The following is a 16,961-nucleotide window of genomic DNA, read 5'->3' as shown; positions in this document are numbered from 1 at the left end:
GCGCTGGCGATGCTTGCAAAAGATACAGAAAAAATCCATTGTGTACATGTTATGTATAACTGGAGAGCACCATGCACCGACGGCACCTGCTGACAACCCTGATCGCAGCGGCCAGCCTGCCCCTGCTCGGACGCCAGCTACTGGCCTCAACTGTGGAGCACAAGACCGTGACCGACTTCACCCCGCTGGATCACCCGCATGATTACTGGCGCGACAAGGTATCCCCCGAAGCCTGGCGTGTGTTGTTCGAGGAAGCCACCGAACGCGCTGGCAGCAGCCCTCTGGACAAGCTGTATGAAGACGGCACCTATGTCTGTGCCGCCTGCCATTTGCCACTGTTTCGCAGCGAAGACAAATACGACAGCGGTACCGGCTGGCCCAGCTTCACCCAGGCGATCCCCGGCAGCATGGGCACCAAGCGTGACTTCAAGCTGGTCTGGCCGCGCACCGAATACCACTGCATCCGTTGTGGTGGGCACCAGGGCCATGTGTTCAACGACGGACCGCAGCCAACTGGGCAGCGCTGGTGCAATAACGGAGTGGCCTTGCGTTTTGTGCCGGCCACAGAAAACCTGCCGGCGTTGAGGGGATAAGCATGCGAAAGATGCTAGCTGCACTGTTGTTGCTTACCGGCATTCAGGCACAGGCTGCCACGCCTTTGGAGCAAGGTCCGCCCGGCACCGAAATGGCCGTGTTTGCCGGCGGCTGTTTCTGGTGTACCGAGTCCGACTTTGACGCCATGTCGGGCGTAGTACACACGGTATCCGGCTACATTGGCGGAACGCCGGAGACCGCCACCTACCCACAGGTATCTTCCGGTGTCACCGCACATATCGAAGCCGTCGCTGTGTTTTTCGATCCGCAGCAGACCAGCTACGCCAGACTGCTGGAAGCCTTCTGGCCAACCATCGACCCGATCACCCCGAATGCCCAGTTCTGCGACAACGGCCCGCAATACCGTAGCGCGCTGTTTTATAACAACGAACAACAGCGCCAGCTGATCGAAGCATCCCGCCAGGCACTGACCGACTCCGGACGCTTTACCCAGCCGATAGTTACCGAGGTCCTGCCGCAAACCGCCTTCTATCCGGCCGAGGACTACCATCAGGACTACTACCTGAAAAATCCGATCCGCTACAAGTTCTACCGCAGCCGCTGCGGCCGCGATACACGCCTTCAGGAACTCTGGGGCAACTGATCTTGGCAACAGCGGCGACAAACCGGATAATCGCCGCTGTTCAACTGCCGTAGCGGAGCCAGGCATGCAGATCAGCAAGAATACCGTCGTCCAGTTTCACTATTGCCTGTCGGACGAGCAGGGTCAGATCGAGAATTCCCGCGAACACCAGCCGGTACTTTACCTGCACGGTCACCCCGGGTTGATCGACGGCCTGACCAACGCCCTCGAAGGCCATCAGGCCGGTGACAATTTCAGCATCACCCTGAGCCCCGAGCAGGCCTACGGCGTGCGCCGCGAGAACGCTATCCAGCGGGTTCCGGTCAAGCACCTGCAGGGTGCCCGCAAGTGGAAGCCGGGCATGACTGCCGTGGTCGAAACCGAAAAGGGCGCAATCCAGGTTACCGTCAGCAAGGTCGGCCTGAAAATGGCCGATATCGACACCAACCACCCGCTGGCTGGCAAGACCCTGACCTTCGATATAGAAGTCATGGATGTACGTGAAGCCAGCGAGGAAGAAATCGCCCACGGGCATGCCCACGGCGTGGGTGGTCACCAGCACTGAAAACTGTCCGGCAGCGCTTGCTGCCGGCTTTTCCTGCCTCGCAATCATCGGTGCCGGTTTGCCGTCACCGGCAATAACCTGTATGGTGTCCGGTTCCCCCTATAAGGAGAGCCGTCATGAGCACGCGTACCAGTCCCGCCAAACGCAAGGCCGATGCCGCCGTCACCAGCAGCAACGCCATTACCCAGCAGATCGACTCCTTCCTGGCCTCTGGCGGTGAAATCCAGAAAATCCCCAATGGCGTCAGCGGTCAGACCTGGCCCGCTCCCCGCCCGACCCGCGGCGCACGCTAAAGCGCCCACCACGGCAGCGCCCCTCCAGCCCGGCTAGGGCTGCTGCGGTTCCAGCTGCATACGACGATTGCGACGCAACACCCATTGATGAATCCGCTCCTGGCGCTCTGACGTCAGCGGATACTTCCAGGCAATCGCAAAAGCTGTCATATAGAGCAATACCGGGCCGATGATGTACAACACCCTCAGCGCCATCAATTGGCTGCCGGTGTGCTCTACTGCCTTGGCATCAAATCCGACCAGCGCCAGCAAACCCAGAGACAAACCCAGTCCGAGCGCCATGGCCAGCTTGTGCGCCATGCCCGACATGGCGAAGAAGAGCCCGGTCCGGTGTTCCTTGCTGCGTGCGGTATCCAGGTCAACGATATCTGCCAGCATCGACAACGGCAGAAACTGGAAGGCCGCAAAACAGAACCCCTTGAGCGCAAACATGATGGCAAAGGGCAGTAACTGGCCAGCCTGCAGAAAGAACATACCAATGATACTGACACTGGATACAGCCACCGCCAAACAAAACGCCTTGTGCTTGCCGATACGTTTGCCGGCAATCAGCCAGAAGGGTATGCCCAGAATACCCACGCCGAAATACAACAGATACATCAAACCAATCTGCGCCTGAATCTGGATTACATGCTGCATGAAGAACACCGACAGCGCATTGCGAAAGGACTCACCTGTAACAACAATCAACAAAATCAGCATCATGCGCTTGAACGGACCGTTGTTCTTCAGGACTCGCAGTCCCTTTCGCCAGTCGGTGCGCTGAACCGAACGCGGCGGCGGCTCCTTGACCGCACCGACAACCAAAAACACCGTCAGCGGCAACAGAATCAACAGCATCCAGGCCATCCCCGCCAGAATCGGACCATAACCAGTGCCCAATTGGCCATCACTTCCCAGCAGCCAGACGGCAAACTGCATGACAGCGCCGTCCGTATCACCCTCCTGAAAGCGCTTGCCCAGTCGCTGCACAATGGCCGGCGCCAAGGCCGCCAAAAACAGACCAACAAGAATGTAACCCTCGCGCGCAGCAGTAACCCGGCTACGTTGGTGATAAGCCCCGGAAAGCTCCGCTCCCCAGGCACTGTAAGGCAGTGTCACCATGGTCCAGCCCAGATACATGAGGATTGTCCATAACAGCAGATGACCGATTCCGACGCCCTCAGGCGGCATGAAAATCATCACGGTGCCCAACAGCATCAATGGCATACCCATCATCAGCCAGGGTTTGCGCCGCCCGAAACGGGTACGCCAGCGATCACTCAGGGTGCCTATCAGCGGGTCAGTGATCACATCGGTCAGCCGCGCCAACACCAGCACCAACCCCATGAGGGCGATATTCAGCCCGACTTCCTGGGCGTAGAACGGCGGCAAATAGACCACCAATGGATAGCCGATCACCGCCAGCGGCATGCCGATTGAGCCATGAATAAGAATGGTGGAGCGTTTCAGATCGCCTGACTGACTCATGCTGCTCTCCGCGTGAAACGTGCAGACTCCAGCAGGGCCTGCGTTATTGTGCTTGTGCGTCTCGTCCGGTGTCGTTCGATGGCGACATCCTGAGTGATTCTTAGCAGGACGACCCAATGCCTACAAGTGTCTTAAAGCAGGAATCAACAGTATTCATAACCGGCTGCTTCCCTGTTTCCCTGATGAGAAGGCTACAGTCCTTTGATTCCGGCGTTTGCAGGCGCAATCAACCGTCACTCGCCCTGACCATTCATAACGCTGATTGTTTTTACGTGTAACCGGAACTCTGCCCAGCAAAAGCGGCCCAAGCTTTATAGCAACCAGACAGGATGGGACCAGCATGAAAATCAAGATATTGCTGAGTGGAGGCCTTGCCGCTCTGCTGCTGGCAGCCGGCCACAGCCAGGCACAACCACCCGCGCATGCCGCAGCAGCCAAGGGTAACGCCGCCAAGGCCGAGCAGATCCAGCAAAAGAGTCGTGAAACCCGCGGCGAACGCTCTAACTACGGCACCCAGAGCAAGCAGCGAAATGAATCACTGGATCTGGATGAACGTATCATCCGAAATATCTTCCGCGAACAACGGCACCTGTTGGGCCCTGCACCGGACGCGCTGCCGCCGGGTATTCGCAAGAATCTGGCACGTGGCAAGCCGCTTCCCCCCGGCATTGCCAAGCAGTTCGACAATCGCCTGCTCGGCCAGTTGCCACGCTATCCTGATTACGACTGGCGACAGGTCGGGCGTGACGCCATTCTGGTCGGCGTCACCACCGGCGTGGTCGAAGCCATTCTGGAAAACATCTACGACTGATGCCGATGCCACTTAATCACCGGCATGATTGATGCTGGCTCCCTGTGCTTTTCCGACCGAGGATTGCCGAAACCGATCAGCGCGGAGCCCGTCATGCAGTTTGCCAAGAAGAGTTTTGATATCGGCTTGTTCAGCAACCAACCGGCGGCGCAGCTGGATTTCTGGCAACAGACCGTCGGCCTGCCCTTTGACCATACCCTGAAACTGGGCGGCGGCCTGTTGCAACATCGACATGCGGTCGGCGAGGCGATTCTCAAGCTCAACGCCGCCCGCGACCCTCTCCCGCACCCTGGCAGCAACAATCTGCAGGCTGTAATTCTTGGTCTACCGGGCCTCAGTGGCGAACGCCTGCTGCATGATCCGGACGGCAACCTGATTGAAATTCACCCGAGCGACACACCGACCCTGGGCATACGCATTGCCACGCCGGACCTGAAAGCCAGCGCCAGTTTCTACCATCATGTACTCGGGCTGCAGCGGCTGGCGGAAAACCTGTTGGCCTGCGGTAACAGTCAGTTGCAGTTGCAGCCTGGCGGGCAGTCCGCTGGCGCCAACGACAATACATTGCCCGCCCTGGGGTTACGCTACCTCACCCTGCAAGTGGAGGATTGTGACGCCGCCTGGCAGGCCGCCATCGCCGCCGGGGCACGCAGTGCCCGTGACCCTGTGACCCTCGGCAGTACCGCGCGGATTGCTTTCGTCATCGCCCCCGAAGGCACCTGGGTTGAGCTGTCGGAGCGCGCTTCGCTGACGGGTCGCGAACCTGGTGTGCATTGAAGGTCGCAGCACTGCCCAGGCCTTTGGCAAGCAGGTATAGTTAAGGCATGACCTGATCCAACAAGGAGAGCCACATGGCCGCCGATCGTCTCAAAGCGCATATCCAGGCCCTGCAACAGGCGCTGGCCGAAGAACAGGGACCGCTGAATCCGGAGGAACGAGAACAGCTGGAACAGCTGACCGCCAGTCTTGAGGTACGTCTGCTGGCGCTGGCCAACGCCGAGGCCGACAGCGAACCGACCCTGGTTGACGGGGTAAATCTGATGGCCGAGGAGTTTGAAGCACGTCACCCGACCCTGGCCGGCACCCTGCGCAGCGTGATGCAGACACTCTCGGACATGGGTATCTGAGTATCAGCGCGGCCCGGCGTTCACTGCCGGGCCAGCCGCAGATTACCCGGCGCCGGCATGCCGCAACTGCGCCAGGGATTGATATCCAGCCCGCCACGGCGCAGATAGCGCGCACTCACCAGCAACCGGCAGTCGTCGCCGAGTATGCCGCGCAGGTCACAGAAAATCCGCTCGACACACTGCTCATGGAAGTCCGCATGTTCGCGGAATGACAGCAGGTAACGCAGCAACGCCTTTTCATCCAGCTGCGGCCCGGCATAGCTGATCTGCAGACTGGCCCAGTCCGGCTGGCCGGTGACCGGGCAATTGGACTTGAACAGATCGGTCACCCAGGTCTGTTCCACGCGCACGGCCGGCTCGACCAGTGCCAGCAGTGCCGGGTTGTAGTGGTACTGGTCGACCTGAACGTCGAGATCATCCAGCGACTTCCCCTGCAACTCGGCCAGACCGGCCTCACGCAGGCCATGCAGGTCCTGCAGCAACACCTGCACCGGCGCCCCACAGGCCGCCGACAAATCCTGCTGCAATACCTGCTGCACCGCCTCGACACTGTCAAAGCGGCTCTGGTTGAACGAGTTCAGGTACAGCTTGAACGACTTGGACTCGATGATCGCCGGCGAGCTGGCAGCAAAGCGGAACTCGGCAGCCATCACCCGGGGCTTGCCACCTGACTCCAGCCAGGACAGCTCACAGCAGTTCCAGATATCCTCACCAACAAATGGCAGGCTGTCGCCACGCAGGCCCAGCTCCTGCCACTTGGCATCGCGGGCAATCGGGAACAGCAATTGCGGGCTGTAGTGACTGACATAGGCCGTACTCTTGCCCAGCGGTGACTGCTCGGCCGGATGCGAATTCATGCATAAACTCCCATAACATTGTGGTCCCGGACCGCCTTGACCGGCTTACATGCGCAGGCCGGTGCCGCGCATCAGCAGGCGATAGCTGAACACATAGAGCGCCAGCGCCACCAGCACCAGCATCAGCAGGGCCACCCAGATACCGATATCGGATACCCCAAGAATGCCGTAACGGAAGGCATTCACCATATGCAGTATCGGATTGACCATCGACACCGCCTGCCAGAACGGCGGCAGCAGGCTGATCGAGTAGAACACCCCGCCCAGGTAGGTCAGCGGCGTCAGCACAAAGGTCGGGATGATCGAGATATCGTCAAAGCTGCGGGCAAACAGCGCATTGATAAAGCCGCCGAGGGAAAACACCAGCGCGGTGAGGAACACCACAGTCACCGTCAGGCCGATATGCATCACCTGCAAGCGGGTAAAGAACAGCGAGCAGAGGGTCACGATCAGCCCCACCATCAGCCCCCGCGCCACCCCGCCAAACACATAGCCGAGCAGAATCACATGGGGTGACACCGGCGCCACCATCAGCTCCTCGATCGAGCGCTGGAACTTGGTGCTGAAGAAACTCGACACCACATTGGAATAGCTGTTGGTGATCACCGACATCATGATCAGCCCAGGCACTATGTAATCGATATAGCTGAAGCCACCCATCTCACCAATGCGGCTGCCGATCAGGTTGCCGAAAATCACAAAATACAGTGCCATGGTGATCGCCGGCGGCAGCAGTGTCTGCGGCCAGATGCGGGTAAAACGACGAATTTCCTTGACCACAATGGTGGTAAAGGCAACCAGCGTCGGATTACTCATGCCGACACCTCCTGACTGGCAGACGCATCGACCAGACGCATAAACAATTCTTCCAAACGATTGCTCTTGTTACGCAGGCTCAGCACCTCGATGCCGGCCGCCGTGAGCGCGGCGAACAGCGCATTCATGCCCTGCTGCTTGTCCACCTCAACCTCCAGCGTATGGGCATCCTGCAGTCGGCAGGCATAGCCCGGCAGTTGCGGCGCCTGCTCCAGGGTCTGCCGGCAATCCAGCAGGAAGGTTTCACTGTGCAACTGCTTGAGCAACTCGCGCATGCTGGTGTCCTCGATGATCCGCCCGCGATCGATAATGGCGATGTTGCGACACAGTTGCTCGGCCTCCTCCAGATAGTGGGTGGTCAGCACTATGGTCACGCCCTGGGCGTTGATCTCCTCGAGGAACTGCCACATCGAGCGGCGGATCTCGATATCCACGCCGGCGGTCGGCTCATCCAGAATCAGCAGACGTGGCTGGTGAATCAGTGCCCGGGCAATCATCAACCGACGTTTCATGCCGCCACTGAGCATACGCGAGGGCTCATTACGCTTGTCCCACAGCCCGAGGCGGCGCAGGTAATGTTCGGCGCGCTCACGCGCCAGCGCCGGGCCGATACCGTAGAAGCCAGCCTGGGTCACCAGAATATCCATGACCTTTTCAAACTGGCTGAAGTTGAACTCCTGGGGCACCACGCCGATGCAGCGCTTGGCCGCCATCAGCTCGCGGTCAATATCATGCCCGAAGATGCGCACCTCACCAGCACTCTTGTTGACCAGCGAGGAGAGGATGCCAATGGTGGTCGACTTACCGGCGCCATTCGGGCCCAGCAGGGCAAAGAAATCACCGGCCGCCACCTCAAGGTCGATCCCCTTGAGTGCCTGCAGGCCGTTGGGATAGGTCTTCTGCAATCCGCGAATACTGATCGCCGCTGTCATGGGTGGTCCTGAATCTGGCGGAACGGGTCAGACATGATGGGGGTTTGCGCGGGGATATCAAGTCCGCAACCCTGATAATCCCCGAACAACATAGCCACCAAGGTGCCAAGCAGCCTATTGCTCATGCAGACAGCGTTTCTGACCGGCGGTTTCCCCCAACCTGACAAAGCAGCTATGCTGGGCTCCTGACCAGAACCACAAAGGAGCTTTTCATGCTGACCCTGCTATGGCTGATCGGCTTGCTGCTGTGCATCGCGGCACTGGCCTGGCGCCGCAGCGGCCTGCTTAATGGCAGCATTGCCACGGGCGGATTCCTGCTGATCATGACCCTGTTCGGCAGTCTGCACTGGTTTCCCACCCTGCTGCTTTGGGCGCTGTTTCTCGGCATTGCCATCCCGCTCAATCTGACCCAGTGGCGCCGCACCAGCATCAGCACCCCGCTGTTCAACTGGTTTCGCAAGACCCTCCCGGAAATATCCCGCACCGAACAGGAAGCCCTTGACGCTGGCACTGTCTGGTGGGATGGCGAGCTGTTCAGTGGCAACCCCGACTGGCACCGCCTGCACGCTTTTCCCAAGCCTCAGCTGAGCGACGAGGAAAAAGCCTTCCTCGATGGCCCGGTGGAAGACTTGTGCCGTATGGCCAACGAGTGGCAAATCACCACCGAACAACAAGACCTGCCCGAAGAACTCTGGCAGTTCATCCGCAGCAACGGCTTCTTTGGCCTGATCATCCCCAGGGAGTACGGCGGCAAGGGCTTCTCCGCCTATGCCCACTCACAGATCGCAATGAAACTGTCGAGCCGCAGCGGCGATCTCGGCTCCACGGTGATGGTGCCCAACTCGCTGGGCCCGGCCGAACTGCTGCTGCATTACGGTACCGAACAACAGAAGCAGCATTACCTGCCGCGCCTGGCCAGCGGCGAAGAGATTCCCTGTTTTGCCCTGACCTCCCCCGATGCCGGCTCCGACGCCGGTGCCATGCCGGATACCGGCATCGTCTGCAAGGGTCAGTGGCAGGGCGAGGAAGTCATTGGTCTGCGCCTGAACTGGGAAAAACGCTATATCACCCTTGGCCCGGTCGCCACCCTGCTGGGACTGGCCTTCAAGGCCTATGACCCCGACCACCTGCTGGGCGAACAGGAAGACCTGGGCATCAGCCTGGCGCTGATCCCCACCGACACCCCCGGTGTCGAGATCGGTCGCCGGCACTTCCCGCTTAATGCGGCCTTTATGAACGGCCCGAACAGCGGCAAGGACGTATTCATTCCGCTGGACTGGTTGATTGGCGGTCAAGCCATGCTCGGCCAGGGCTGGAAGATGCTGATGAACTGCCTGTCGGTGGGCCGCTCGATCTCACTGCCGGCCGGCAGCACCGGTGGCGCCAAGATGGCCAGCATGACCAGCGGCGCCTATGCGCGTATCCGCCGCCAGTTCAACTTGCCGATTGGCGAGTTCGAGGGCATCCAGGAGGCACTGGCGCGCATTGGCGGCAATACCTATGTGATGAATGCGGCACGCAGCATGACCGCCGGCGCAGTGGATCTGGGCGAGAAACCGGCGGTGCTGTCGGCGGTGGTCAAATACCACCTGACCGAGCGCATGCGCCAGTGCATCAACGATGCCATGGATATCCATGGCGGCAAAGGCATCTGCCTGGGCCCGAAGAACTACCTGGGCCGCGCTTATCAGGCCGCGCCGATCTCGATCACCGTGGAAGGCGCCAACATTCTCACGCGCAGCATGATGATCTTCGGTCAGGGCGCCATCCGCTGCCACCCTTACCTGCTCAGGGAAATGCAGCTGACCCGCGAAAGCGACAGCGCCAAGGCCATCGAACAGTTCGACCAGTTGCTGTTCGAGCATATCGGCTACTCGCTGGGCAATGCCGCCGGCAGCCTGCTGCTTGGCCTGACCGATGCGCGCCTGCTGAAAACCCCTGGCAATGCCGAAACCCGCCGCTACTACCAGCAACTGACCCGCCTGTCGGCGGCCTTTGCCACCCTCTCTGACCTGTGCATGCTGATGCTCGGCGGCGAACTTAAGCGCCGCGAGCGGCTGTCAGCGCGCCTCGGCGACATCCTCAGCCACCTGTACCTGGGCAGCGCCACGCTCAAGTACTATCAGGATCATGGCTGCCCCGACGAGGACCTGCCCTTCCTGCGCTGGGGCATGGACGACCTGCTGGTACGCATTCAGCAAGCCATGCACGAGATACTGCTGAACTTCCCCGACCGACGCATCGGCATTGCCCTGCGCCCACTTATCTTCCCGCTGGGTAGGCACCTGCGTCCGCCATCGGACCGCACCTGCGCCGAGGTTGCCAGACGCCTGATGACCCCGGGAGCAGCGCGCGACCGGCTGCTGGATGGCTGTTACCGCAGCCAGGACCCGGACGACGTCACCGGGTTACTGAACAGCACGCTGGAGCTGGTGATGCAGGCCGACCCGCTGGAAAACCGACTGAACAAGGCCCGTGCCACCGGCGAGCTGGCGCATGACAGCCAGGCTGACGAACTGGCGGTGGCAGTGGAAGCCGGCGTACTCAGTGAACAGGAAGCGGAACTGCTCAAGCGTACCCGCGAGGCACGGCGCGCGGTGATCATGGTGGATGATTTTGCTGCCGAGGACATGCAGCCGGCCAGCGGCCGCAAACGCAGCAGCAAACGCAAGGCCAACTGATTGATGACCGGGGAGTAACGACTCCCCGGCATCCTGCTTTCTGCTAGACTGCCGCGCCTGCGTAATCACGGAGCCTCGCCATGTCAGCCCAATCGAGTTATCACGCCTACCACCTGGCCCTGCTGGAAAGCCTGTTCGACACCCTGCATGCGCAGGCCATGCTGATGGACCAGTTGCCCGAGGAAAGCCACGAACCTTTTATGGAGCGCTTTGCCGAGCTGCTGCAGGAGCTGCGCCTGAATCAGCGGGACTGCCTGTACGAAGGGCAGGAAATTCTTTGCCAGATCATCAGCCGCTATCCGCAGATCGCCCACCTGATCCCCCGCGAGCTGCTGTGGTTTTTTGGCGGCGACTGCCTGCATTTCATGCCCGATGAGGAAATTGCCCGCTTCCAGGCCCTTGACGAACAGCGCGCGCTGGTCGAGGCCCGTGGCGAGCACTTCGACTGGGCCTCAGCCATGCACCAGCGGCTGCAGTAAAGCAACCGGCAGGCAGCATCCGGGCGGTGACTGCCAGCCACCGCTCGGGCATTAGATTCAAGGGAAATCGCACAACGAAAAAAGGCAGCCACGAGGGCTGCCTTTTCGAATATGGAGCGGGAAACGAGACTCGAACTCGCGACCCCGACCTTGGCAAGGTCGTGCTCTACCAACTGAGCTATTCCCGCACACATGACGCCGAAGTGGCGTCCCCTAGGGGACTCGAACCCCTGTTACCGCCGTGAAAGGGCGGTGTCCTAGGCCACTAGACGAAGGGGACACTATCCGTGCTTCACTGCTTGCCGCTCTACGTCGCCGTGTTCGCTGCAAGTGGCGCGCATTTTATGCAGGGGTGATGAGTGCGTCAACCCCTTTATCACTACTTTTTTCGACACCCCTGCAACAGACGCTTATAGCCACCGCGTGGCTTTATTTGCGCAGTGCCTTGTGGCATAACTGATGCAATATTCATTCATCACAATAAGAGCTCGCCTACGTGTCTCCTCTTCTGATTGCACTGCTGGTTGCCGGCGGCATTGCCGTTCTGCTGGCTATCGGCTACATCAACCACACCATCGAGCGCGCCCGCGTTCAACGCGCCCGCGCCACAGCCGAACTGAAAGCCAGGCTCAGGTTGCTCAACCAGGCCAGCTCACAACTTCCCGAAACCTTCGTGCCAGCCGAACTGCGCAGCCAGCTTCAGCTGGTTGAGATCAACCTGCTCGACAAGCTGTTACGCCTGGACAGCAAAAATGAGGCTCTGCGCAAGCAGCGGGACGCGCTCGGCAACGGGACAGCAAACGAGGACTCCCGGCCTGCTGTCCTTCAGGTCACCAGCGAAGAGCACAGCCGTAGTATTCGCCAGCAGCTGGAGAGCCTGGATAAGACATTACAGCAGGCCGGCGCTGACTCGATCATTGCCGCCGCCGAACTGCAACGTTGGCAGAAGCATCTGCGCCAGTGTCTGCTGCTTACCCAACTGGAGACATTCAGCGCCCTGGCCCGCCAGGCCATGCAACAGGGCAAGCCCCGCGTTGCCAAGCTGCAATACGAACGCGCTGTGGCCTTTCTGGTCAAACTCAATAGCCCTGCCCTGGCCGACAAAATCAGCGAATTCAAAACGCTCATGGCCAGAGCGGAACAGGCGGCAAATGCCGCAGAACAGAAAAACACCAGTGGAGAGCTGCTTTCCGGCATGGATGAACTGGAAAAAGAAAACGAAACCTGGAAAAAGAAAAGCCTTTACGACGACTAGCTTTTGCCCGGGGCCTGCATCACGTCAGATCGCAGCCCCGTTCAGCAACTGCCTGCCAACCCAATCACGGGCGAATTGTCTGGCACAGCGCCCGTTCCGGTTACCACGCGCCGTAGCCCAGCGCAGCGCCTGCTGTTCCAGCTCCACCGACCACTCCCAGCACAACCCTGCATCTGCGGCTATGCGCCCCAGCCAGTGACGTACCACCTGCAGATAGTGATCCTGGGCAAAGGGATAGAACGACACCCACAGCCCGAACCGGTCCGACAAGGATATCTTCTCCTCGATAGCCTCCCCCGGATGCAACTCACCATCGACCATGCTTGCCGCCTGGTTGTCGCTACGCATTTCCGGTAACAGGTGTCGACGATTGGAAGTTGCATAAATCAGCAGATTGTCCGCACCGGCCTCGACACTTCCATCAAGCAAGGTTTTCAGCGACTTGTAGGTCTGGTCGTCCGCCTCGAAGGCCAGGTCATCGCAAAACAACAGAAACCGCCATGGCAAATCACGGATTCGTGCAACCAGTTGCGGCAAGTTGAGTAACTCGCCACGATCCACCTCGATCAGACGCAACCCTCGGGTCGCATGGGCGGCCAGCAAGGCACGAACCACCGATGATTTTCCGGTACCTCTGGCGCCCCACAACAGGGCGTCGTTAGCCGGAAAGCCTGCAACGAATTGCGCCGTATTGAGCTCGAGCAACTGTTTTTGCCGGTCAATTCCGACCAGATCCTGCAGCTGCGTATCCAGCCTCAAGTGCAAGGGGCGCAGCTGGCCGGCACGTCCAGAGGACTCCCAGCGAGCCGCAAAGACCCGCTGCCAGTCTATCTGATCCTGCTTCCCCTGCCCGGCAACAGCCTCTTGCAGGGAGTCCAGCAATTGTTCGACCAGGGTGGCAGACATGTAGAGCTCCGCTAGAATAGGGACACGGCAAAAGCATGCCACAGACGGCGGCACTCCACCACGCCGACACCCGCAGCGGCCTAGGCAGGCAATCGGCCGACTCCATCAAGGACAGACGGCACCCATGAAAATCCGGTTGACCGACAGACTTTCCTTCAAGCAGACCCGCCTGGGTGTGTTGGCAGCCTTCGGCCTTGGCGTTCTGCTCGGCATGCTGCAGGTACTGCTGGACTACCGTGCCGAAAACGCGGCAATCGACCGCGAAATTGTTGCGCAACTGAACGTCAGCCATGGTCCGGCCTCGCGAATTGCCTACAACATCGATGCCGAACTGGCAGCAGAATTGGTCAATGGCCTACTGCGGGCGCCACAACTGGTCAAAGCAGAAATCATCGATAACAACGGCAGTGCCCTGGCCAGCGTCAGCCGCCCGATGAATGACAGCCGCTGGCGGCTGATCAGCGACCTGCTGTTTGACAGCCGCCGCAGTTACTCCAGCGAATTGCAGGTCAACCTTCTGCCCGGAGAAATTCTTGGCAAACTGCATATCGAAGTAGACACCTTCCATCAGGGGGCTACCTTCCTGCGCCGCGCCGGCACTGTCATGCTCTCGGCATTCGTCCTAAGCCTGGCACTGTCGCTGCTGTTGATGGGGCTGTTTTACCGCATGCTTACGCAACCGCTCACTCAACTCATCAGCAATCTTCTTGGCATGGATACCGCCTCACACCGGCATTCCCGCCTGCCCTGTCCTGCCGGACACCAGCGTGATGAAATTGGCGTGCTGGTCGAGGTAATCAACCAGCAACTGCAAAATATCGATGTCAACCTGCGCCAGAAACTGCGTGCCGAGGAACGTCTGCGGCGCTATCTGGACGAACTGGAAATGATCGTTGAGGCGCGAACCAACGAACTGCAACTAGCCAACAGCCAGCTACGCAGCTCGAACACCGAGCTGCAGGAATCCCGCGAGCAGGCTCTACAGATGGCCCGCGCGCGCAGCGCCTTCCTGGCCACCATGAGCCACGAAATACGCACCCCGATCAACGGCCTGCTGGGCATGATCGGACTGGTTCTGGACAGCCCCCTGGACAGTGAGCAAAGGCAACAGCTGACTATTGCCTACGACTCAGGCAAGGTGCTGGTACAGCTGCTCAATGACATACTGGACCTGTCCAAGTTCGAAGCCGGGAAACTGCAACTGGAACACATCGATTTCAACCTGCCTGATCTGGTTGAAGAAACCCTCAGCCTGCTGTCGCAAAATGCCGGCAAGCACGAATTGGAACTGAGCTGCCGCATTCAGCCAGACTTCCCGCACAGTCTGCGCGGAGATCCGACCCGGATTCGTCAGGTAATCAGCAACCTGCTGTCAAACGCCCTGAAGTTTACCGAACACGGCGAAGTGGCTGTTGAGCTTGGTTGCAACAGGGAAGACGACCACTATTCTGTATTCATCCGTATCAGCGACACGGGGATCGGCATCGAAGCTGATGCGCTGGGTGACATATTCAACGCTTTTACCCAGGCGGATGTGCACATTACCCGACGCTTTGGTGGAACCGGACTGGGCCTGGCGCTGTGCAAAAGTCTCACCGAAGCCATGCACGGTTATCTGAGTGTCGAGTCACACCCCGGCAAGGGCAGCACATTCTGCGTTCATCTACCCCTGGCCTCCGGCCAGACCCCGGATAACGCCGAACCAGCGCCAGGCTTCTGCTCGGTACTCTTATTCAATCGCAGCGATCGACGCCAGGGAGCCATCCTTGAAGAACTCATGCGTCATTGGCGTCTGGAGGTAACGCGTCTGGACTACCAGTCCGACACCCCGCTGCAGCAAATACCCCTGGCAGACGTCTGGATAATCGACTCCCCCGATCTGGCCAGACGCCTGAGCGGCATCCACAGCGAGATCCCCCGCCTGCTGTATTGCCCATATCCCAAGCAACTGGACAGCCAGCAGGCCCAAATGCTGGGAATACGCCAGCAATTGCCTGCACCGCCGCCGCGCGCCCGCCTGGCCGCAGCGATTGACAGTCTGCTGCATGCACCAGACCAATCCCAGGCGATTGCTACACCGCAACACAAGGGCAATGGCCAGTCCCTGCTGCTGGTTGAAGACAACGTGGTTAACCAGATGGTTGCTCGCGGGATGCTAGAAAGAATGGGCTATAAAGTTGACATCGCGGCACAGGGCGAAGAGGCCCTGCAGCTGTTACAGCGCCACGATTATCCGCTGGTACTGATGGATTGCAACATGCCGGTTGTGGATGGCTACGAAGCCACCCGCAGAATGCGCAGCGACCCACGCTGGAAGGATATTCCGGTAATAGCACTGACCGCCAATGCACTGCAGGACGACCGCCTGCGCTGTGAGGAGGCTGGCATGAACGACTACCTGACCAAGCCCTTCAACCGTGAAGACTTGCAACAGATTCTGGCGCACTGGCTGCCGAACGACAATGAACGGCAGTAGCGCGCCACATCGTCAACCCAGCAACTTTTCAATATCCTTTTCCAGCTCAGCCGGTCCGGTGGTCGGCGCGTAACGGCCGACCACGCGACCCTCGGCATCCACCAGAAACTTGGTGAAGTTCCACTTGATACCCTTACTGCCAAGCAGTCCTGGCGCCAGCGACTTCAATTGGATGAACAGCGGATGCGCCTGGCGGCCATTCACCTCAACCTTGGCAAACAGCGGAAAGCTGACACCGTACTTGAGTTCGCAGAACTGCGCGATCTCTTCCTCACTGCCAGGCTCCTGGGCACCAAACTGGTTGCAGGGGAATCCGGCAATCTGCAGGCCACGCTCGCGGTATTTCTGCCACAGCGCCTCAAGCCCCTTGTACTGCGGGGTAAAGCCGCACTTGCTGGCGGTATTGACGATCAGAAAGGCCTTGCCGCCCAGTTCACCCAGGGTCACCTCGCGGCCATCAATGGTTTCGCAGGGAATCTGCAGGATAGTCTCGGTCATGCTGTTCTCCGATAGCGGCAGACCCCTGTCTGCCCGCTGCACAGCTTAGCAGAGCGGGGTTATTTTCACCCGACATGCATCCGGCGCTGGCCAGTGCTACTCTGGGAGCAACTACAGTCATTCAGTGGCTCCCCGCATGCCCGGCAAACACCTGCTGATCGTTGCCCACGCGCCCTCCGAAAACACCCGCAAACTGGCCGAGGCGGCATTGCGCGGCGCCCGTCACCCGGACATCGAGTCAGTCAGCAGTCGCTGGCTGCCGCCACTGGAGGCAACACCGGAGGATCTGCTGGCGGCCGATGCCATCCTGCTCGGCACCACGGAAAATCTCGGTTATATGAGCGGCGCCCTGAAAGACTTCTTCGATCGCTGCTATTACCCGGTGCTGGAGCGCAAGCAGGGGTTGCCCTGCGCCCTGTATATCCGCGCCGGACATGACGGCACCGGCACCCGCCGCGCGATCGAAAGCATAGTCACCGGGCTGCGCTGGAACTGGGTCCAGCCGCCGCTGACCCTGCGTGGCGACTGGCAGGACAGTTTTGTCGAGCAGGTCGAGGAGCTTGGCCTGTATCTGGCGGCCGGCCTGGATAACGGGGTGTTCTAGAACCTCTGACAGCG

The 16,961-nt window shown here is 59.8% G+C and carries 18 protein-coding genes and 2 tRNA genes; 12 read left to right on the top strand and 8 right to left on the bottom strand.

Annotated elements, in window-relative coordinates; translation table 11 throughout:
- Positions 1–71 precede the first annotated feature (71 nt).
- From msrB to BMZ23_RS14975, 4 genes are all read left to right on the top strand, one after another.
- Positions 72–593 carry a peptide-methionine (R)-S-oxide reductase MsrB gene (msrB, locus tag BMZ23_RS09655; protein WP_093476121.1) on the top strand — a complete coding sequence of 174 codons (522 nt, stop codon included), beginning with the start codon at positions 72–74 and terminating at the stop codon, positions 591–593.
- Between the two features lie 2 nt (positions 594–595).
- The gene (gene msrA, locus BMZ23_RS09650) at positions 596–1,198 is read left to right on the top strand and encodes a peptide-methionine (S)-S-oxide reductase MsrA (RefSeq protein WP_093476118.1); all 603 of its coding nucleotides are present in this window, start codon (positions 596–598) and stop codon (positions 1,196–1,198) included.
- A gap of 64 nt (positions 1,199–1,262) precedes the next feature.
- On the top strand, positions 1,263–1,742 hold the full coding sequence (locus BMZ23_RS09645) for an FKBP-type peptidyl-prolyl cis-trans isomerase (RefSeq protein ID WP_093476115.1): 480 nt from the start codon (positions 1,263–1,265) through the stop codon (positions 1,740–1,742).
- Positions 1,743–1,858: 116 nt separating this feature from the next.
- Positions 1,859–2,035 (top strand): hypothetical protein, encoded by a 177-nt coding sequence (locus BMZ23_RS14975; protein WP_177197258.1) that lies wholly within the window; start codon positions 1,859–1,861, stop codon positions 2,033–2,035.
- Positions 2,036–2,068: 33 nt separating this feature from the next.
- Here the strand turns inward: BMZ23_RS14975 and BMZ23_RS09640 are convergent, their stop codons facing one another.
- Positions 2,069–3,505: an MFS transporter gene (locus tag BMZ23_RS09640; RefSeq protein WP_093476112.1), complete on the bottom strand. Its 1,437-nt coding sequence runs from the start codon at positions 3,503–3,505 to the stop codon at positions 2,069–2,071.
- Positions 3,506–3,845: 340 nt separating this feature from the next.
- Here BMZ23_RS09640 and BMZ23_RS09635 point away from each other — a divergent pair, with 340 nt between their 5' ends.
- The 3 genes from BMZ23_RS09635 (at position 3,846) to BMZ23_RS09625 (ending at position 5,443) form a co-directional block, all read left to right on the top strand.
- The gene (locus BMZ23_RS09635) at positions 3,846–4,316 is read left to right on the top strand and encodes an anti-virulence regulator CigR family protein (protein WP_093476109.1); all 471 of its coding nucleotides are present in this window, start codon (positions 3,846–3,848) and stop codon (positions 4,314–4,316) included.
- Positions 4,317–4,409: 93 nt separating this feature from the next.
- Complete coding sequence (locus BMZ23_RS09630) at positions 4,410–5,093, top strand: VOC family protein (protein WP_093476106.1); 684 nt, start codon at positions 4,410–4,412, stop codon at positions 5,091–5,093.
- A gap of 74 nt (positions 5,094–5,167) precedes the next feature.
- The gene (locus BMZ23_RS09625) at positions 5,168–5,443 is read left to right on the top strand and encodes a DUF4404 family protein (protein WP_093476103.1); all 276 of its coding nucleotides are present in this window, start codon (positions 5,168–5,170) and stop codon (positions 5,441–5,443) included.
- 20 nt (positions 5,444–5,463) lie between these two features.
- Here the strand turns inward: BMZ23_RS09625 and queF are convergent, their stop codons facing one another.
- From queF to BMZ23_RS09610, 3 genes are read right to left on the bottom strand one after another with little or no spacing between them, the layout of a single operon-like run.
- Positions 5,464–6,300: an NADPH-dependent 7-cyano-7-deazaguanine reductase QueF gene (gene queF, locus BMZ23_RS09620; protein WP_093476100.1), complete on the bottom strand. Its 837-nt coding sequence runs from the start codon at positions 6,298–6,300 to the stop codon at positions 5,464–5,466.
- Positions 6,301–6,345: 45 nt separating this feature from the next.
- Positions 6,346–7,116: an ABC transporter permease gene (locus BMZ23_RS09615; protein WP_093476097.1), complete on the bottom strand. Its 771-nt coding sequence runs from the start codon at positions 7,114–7,116 to the stop codon at positions 6,346–6,348.
- The gene (locus BMZ23_RS09610; protein ID WP_093476094.1) at positions 7,113–8,048 is read right to left on the bottom strand and encodes an ABC transporter ATP-binding protein; all 936 of its coding nucleotides are present in this window, start codon (positions 8,046–8,048) and stop codon (positions 7,113–7,115) included. The genes BMZ23_RS09615 and BMZ23_RS09610 overlap by 4 nt, the downstream gene beginning before the upstream one ends.
- A gap of 215 nt (positions 8,049–8,263) precedes the next feature.
- On the opposite strand from BMZ23_RS09610, the gene BMZ23_RS09605 reads away from it, so the two are divergent.
- Both BMZ23_RS09605 and BMZ23_RS09600 read left to right on the top strand, forming a co-directional pair.
- Positions 8,264–10,729 carry an acyl-CoA dehydrogenase gene (locus BMZ23_RS09605; RefSeq protein WP_093476254.1) on the top strand — a complete coding sequence of 822 codons (2,466 nt, stop codon included), beginning with the start codon at positions 8,264–8,266 and terminating at the stop codon, positions 10,727–10,729.
- Between the two features lie 80 nt (positions 10,730–10,809).
- The gene (locus tag BMZ23_RS09600) at positions 10,810–11,208 is read left to right on the top strand and encodes a PA2817 family protein (RefSeq protein ID WP_093476091.1); all 399 of its coding nucleotides are present in this window, start codon (positions 10,810–10,812) and stop codon (positions 11,206–11,208) included.
- A gap of 112 nt (positions 11,209–11,320) precedes the next feature.
- Here the strand turns inward: BMZ23_RS09600 and BMZ23_RS09595 are convergent.
- Positions 11,321–11,396: transfer RNA gene (locus BMZ23_RS09595), tRNA-Gly, on the bottom strand.
- A gap of 16 nt (positions 11,397–11,412) precedes the next feature.
- Positions 11,413–11,488, bottom strand: a tRNA-Glu gene (locus BMZ23_RS09590).
- A gap of 216 nt (positions 11,489–11,704) precedes the next feature.
- On the opposite strand from BMZ23_RS09590, the gene BMZ23_RS09585 reads away from it, so the two are divergent.
- The gene (locus tag BMZ23_RS09585; RefSeq protein WP_093476088.1) at positions 11,705–12,463 is read left to right on the top strand and encodes a hypothetical protein; all 759 of its coding nucleotides are present in this window, start codon (positions 11,705–11,707) and stop codon (positions 12,461–12,463) included.
- Positions 12,464–12,487: 24 nt separating this feature from the next.
- Here the strand turns inward: BMZ23_RS09585 and BMZ23_RS09580 are convergent, their stop codons facing one another.
- Positions 12,488–13,369, bottom strand: coding sequence for an ATP-binding protein (locus BMZ23_RS09580; RefSeq protein ID WP_093476085.1), 882 nt, complete (start codon positions 13,367–13,369; stop codon positions 12,488–12,490).
- Positions 13,370–13,493: 124 nt separating this feature from the next.
- Here BMZ23_RS09580 and BMZ23_RS09575 point away from each other — a divergent pair, with 124 nt between their 5' ends.
- Entirely contained in the window at positions 13,494–15,845 is a 2,352-nt protein-coding gene (locus BMZ23_RS09575; RefSeq protein ID WP_093476082.1) for a response regulator, read from the top strand.
- Between the two features lie 12 nt (positions 15,846–15,857).
- Here BMZ23_RS09575 and BMZ23_RS09570 read toward each other — a convergent pair whose 3' ends face one another.
- Complete coding sequence (locus tag BMZ23_RS09570; protein WP_093476079.1) at positions 15,858–16,343, bottom strand: glutathione peroxidase; 486 nt, start codon at positions 16,341–16,343, stop codon at positions 15,858–15,860.
- Positions 16,344–16,479: 136 nt separating this feature from the next.
- On the opposite strand from BMZ23_RS09570, the gene BMZ23_RS09565 reads away from it, so the two are divergent.
- On the top strand, positions 16,480–16,947 hold the full coding sequence (locus BMZ23_RS09565) for a flavodoxin family protein (RefSeq protein WP_093476077.1): 468 nt from the start codon (positions 16,480–16,482) through the stop codon (positions 16,945–16,947).
- The last annotated feature ends 14 nt before the right edge of the window (positions 16,948–16,961 follow it).

The sequence above is a fragment of the Halopseudomonas yangmingensis genome (genome assembly GCF_900114825.1).
In the GTDB taxonomy this organism is placed as follows: Bacteria; Pseudomonadota; Gammaproteobacteria; order Pseudomonadales; family Pseudomonadaceae; genus Halopseudomonas; species Halopseudomonas yangmingensis.
This window is presented reverse-complemented; position numbering and strand designations above follow the sequence as displayed.

Excerpts from the sequence above, each read along its gene's own strand:
- msrA (WP_093476118.1), top strand. The coding sequence starts at position 596 with ATGCGAAAGATGCTAGCTGCACTGTTGTTGCTTACCGGCATTCAGGCA.
- BMZ23_RS09600 (WP_093476091.1), top strand. The coding sequence starts at position 10,810 with ATGTCAGCCCAATCGAGTTATCACGCCTACCACCTGGCCCTGCTGGAA.
- BMZ23_RS09570 (WP_093476079.1), bottom strand. The coding sequence starts at position 16,343 with ATGACCGAGACTATCCTGCAGATTCCCTGCGAAACCATTGATGGCCGC.
- BMZ23_RS14975 (WP_177197258.1), top strand. The coding sequence starts at position 1,859 with ATGAGCACGCGTACCAGTCCCGCCAAACGCAAGGCCGATGCCGCCGTC.
- BMZ23_RS09580 (WP_093476085.1), bottom strand. The coding sequence starts at position 13,369 with ATGTCTGCCACCCTGGTCGAACAATTGCTGGACTCCCTGCAAGAGGCT.
- BMZ23_RS09610 (WP_093476094.1), bottom strand. The coding sequence starts at position 8,048 with ATGACAGCGGCGATCAGTATTCGCGGATTGCAGAAGACCTATCCCAAC.
- msrB (WP_093476121.1), top strand. The coding sequence starts at position 72 with ATGCACCGACGGCACCTGCTGACAACCCTGATCGCAGCGGCCAGCCTG.
- BMZ23_RS09645 (WP_093476115.1), top strand. The coding sequence starts at position 1,263 with ATGCAGATCAGCAAGAATACCGTCGTCCAGTTTCACTATTGCCTGTCG.
- BMZ23_RS09635 (WP_093476109.1), top strand. The coding sequence starts at position 3,846 with ATGAAAATCAAGATATTGCTGAGTGGAGGCCTTGCCGCTCTGCTGCTG.
- BMZ23_RS09630 (WP_093476106.1), top strand. The coding sequence starts at position 4,410 with ATGCAGTTTGCCAAGAAGAGTTTTGATATCGGCTTGTTCAGCAACCAA.
- BMZ23_RS09565 (WP_093476077.1), top strand. The coding sequence starts at position 16,480 with ATGCCCGGCAAACACCTGCTGATCGTTGCCCACGCGCCCTCCGAAAAC.
- BMZ23_RS09615 (WP_093476097.1), bottom strand. The coding sequence starts at position 7,116 with ATGAGTAATCCGACGCTGGTTGCCTTTACCACCATTGTGGTCAAGGAA.
- BMZ23_RS09625 (WP_093476103.1), top strand. The coding sequence starts at position 5,168 with ATGGCCGCCGATCGTCTCAAAGCGCATATCCAGGCCCTGCAACAGGCG.
- BMZ23_RS09640 (WP_093476112.1), bottom strand. The coding sequence starts at position 3,505 with ATGAGTCAGTCAGGCGATCTGAAACGCTCCACCATTCTTATTCATGGC.
- queF (WP_093476100.1), bottom strand. The coding sequence starts at position 6,300 with ATGAATTCGCATCCGGCCGAGCAGTCACCGCTGGGCAAGAGTACGGCC.
- BMZ23_RS09575 (WP_093476082.1), top strand. The coding sequence starts at position 13,494 with ATGAAAATCCGGTTGACCGACAGACTTTCCTTCAAGCAGACCCGCCTG.